Genomic DNA, 2270 nt, shown 5'->3' with positions numbered 1-2270 from the left:
ACACTCTACCGGGCCAACCCGAAGCACGGCGTCGCCTGGATCACGGGCGGATCGAGCGGCGTCGGCCGTGCCCTGGCCAGGGATCTTGCTTCCCAGGGCTATGCCGTCGCGGTGGCGGCGCTCGACGACGATCCGATCGACACGCTTGTCGTCGAGACCGCGCAGATGCCGGGCAGCGTCACGGCCTTTCCCTGCGACGTCACCGACGAGCCGCGCATGGCAAGGACCGTCGCTGCGATCGAGAAGGAGCTCGGTCCCATCGTGCTCGCCATCTTCAATGCTGGGAATTACATTTCGACGCCGGGGGAGAATCTTGTCGTCAACGACTTTCGCCGGTCCTTCGAGGTCAATTATTTCGGCATCATCAACGGTCTCGTGCCCGCGGTCGAACGCATGCGTGTGCGGGCGCGCGGCCATGTCGTGCTGGTCGGCTCCGTGACGTCCTATTTCGGCTGGCCGACAACGGCCGCCTATGGCGGCACCAAGGCGGCCATCAACATCCTGGCCGAGTCGCTGAAGTATGATTTCGACAAGATGAACGTGCGTATCCAGGTGTTCAATCCTGGCTTCATCGACACCCCGCTGACTGAGAAGAACATGCTGCCGATGCCGGGACTGATGCCGGTCAGCCGTGCGTCGCGCCGCATGGCGCGGGGCATCAAATCGGGCGGCTTCGAAGTCCATTTCCCGCGCCGGACAAGCTGGCCGCTGAAACTGCTCGCCCTGCTGCCGAGGCCGCTGTGCAGAGGGTTTATCAGCCTGATGACCAGTTGGAAGGCGCGGCCTCTGCATTACGACCGCAAGCCGCCGATCGAATAGGACGCCTGCGAAATTGGCAGGCTCCCCGTTTTCGGGCCGCCGTCGCCATGGTTGAGACAAGTGCCGCGTGGAGTCTGCGATGGGGCGACGATCGTGCTTGCTGTGCTGGGCCTTATTGCCGTTCTCGCACTGGCCTTCGTGTTCGGCCCGCGCGTTCGCGTCGACACCACGATCCGTTTCGATCCCTCGCTCATCGGCGACGATCCGCAGGCCTATGTGGCAAAGGCGGAAGCCGCCATCCCCGGAATCCGAGACGGGCTGGAGAAGGAGATCGTCTGGGCCGATCCGTTGGTGCATGCCAGGACCCCGCTATCGATCGTCTACATCCACGGCTTTTCCGCATCGAAGGGCGAGGTCCGCCCGCTGCCTGACGAAGTGGCGGAACAGCTTGACGCCAATCTCTTCTACACACGGCTTACCGGTCATGGGCAGGATGGCGCGGCGATGACGCAAGGCAGCATCAATGCCTGGATCAACGACTATGAGGAGGCGCTCGCCATCGGCCGGGCGATCGGCGACAAGGTGATCGTCATCTCGACTTCGACCGGCGGCTCGCTGGCGGTCTGGGCGGCAACGCAGCCCGGTGCGTCGGACGGGGTGGCGGCGATTGCGTTCATCTCCCCGAACTTCGGGGTCAAGACTTCGGGCGCCGGGATCCTGACCATGCCGTGGGGCAAACAAATCGCCAGGCTGGTCGCCGGCAAGGAACATAGCTTCGTGCCGCGCAACGCGCTGAATGAAAAATTCTGGACCACCCGCTATCCGATCGAAGCAACCTTGCCGATGCAGGCGCTGACCGAGCTTGCCTATGGCGCGCCGGTGGAGAAGGCGACCGTCCCTGCTTTGTTCATCTTTTCTGATTCGGACAAAGTGGTGCGGGCCGACCGCAGCCGCGAGATTGCCGGGCGCTGGGGCGCGCCGCATGAACTGGTTCCGGTCGACGACACTGGCGACCCGGACAATCACGTCATTGCCGGCGACGCACTGTCGCCATCGACCACGGCGTTTCTGGCGCAAAGGATCGCCGTCTGGATCGAAGCGGTGGTGAAGTAGGCCGACGAAAAAGGGCGACCGAAGCATCGCTTCGGCCGCCCTTTTCTTGTTTCGTCTCGGCAATCAGCCAGCCGAAGCTTGACTGACTACAGCGCGGTCTGGCTTACGCGGCCCGCGCAGCCGGACGCTTACCGCCGAAGCGGCGCTTGTTGTTGCCCTTGAAGGCCGGCTTGGCGCCGTCCGGCTTGCGCTCGCCGGCGAAGGCCGGCTTGTCGCCGAAGCGCTTCTTGCCAAAGCCGTTGCCCTTGTTCTCGCCACCGGGCCGCCTGCCGTCGCGACGGCCATTGCGGTCGTTGCGGTCATTGGCCGGCTCGAAACGCTCGTTCTTTTCAGCCGGATTGCGCAGCGGATCGGGGCTGCCGAGATGGTCGGCAACGATCGGCAGCTTGGTGCGGATG

At 64.1% G+C, this 2270-nt stretch carries 2 protein-coding genes and 1 pseudogene; 2 read left to right on the top strand and 1 reads right to left on the bottom strand.

From position 1 onward, the window contains the following. Both EN932_RS32500 and EN932_RS32495 read left to right on the top strand, forming a co-directional pair. Positions 1–819 (top strand): SDR family oxidoreductase (locus EN932_RS32500; protein WP_164890739.1); only part of this gene is annotated, 819 nt, incomplete at its 5' end. A 90-nt stretch (positions 820–909) separates the two neighbouring features. Further along, positions 910–1872 (top strand): alpha/beta fold hydrolase, encoded by a 963-nt coding sequence (locus EN932_RS32495; RefSeq protein ID WP_127369298.1) that lies wholly within the window; start codon positions 910–912, stop codon positions 1870–1872. Between the two features lie 103 nt (positions 1873–1975). Here EN932_RS32495 and EN932_RS38505 read toward each other — a convergent pair. Then, a pseudogene (locus EN932_RS38505) lies at positions 1976–2270 on the bottom strand (ATP-dependent helicase); the annotation flags it as partial.

The sequence above is a fragment of the Mesorhizobium sp. M7A.F.Ca.US.002.01.1.1 genome (assembly GCF_004022955.1).
Lineage (GTDB): Bacteria > Pseudomonadota > Alphaproteobacteria > Rhizobiales > Rhizobiaceae > Mesorhizobium > Mesorhizobium ciceri.
The sequence above is the reverse complement of the archived record's forward strand: the minus strand, read 5'-3'. Positions and strand labels throughout refer to the sequence as shown.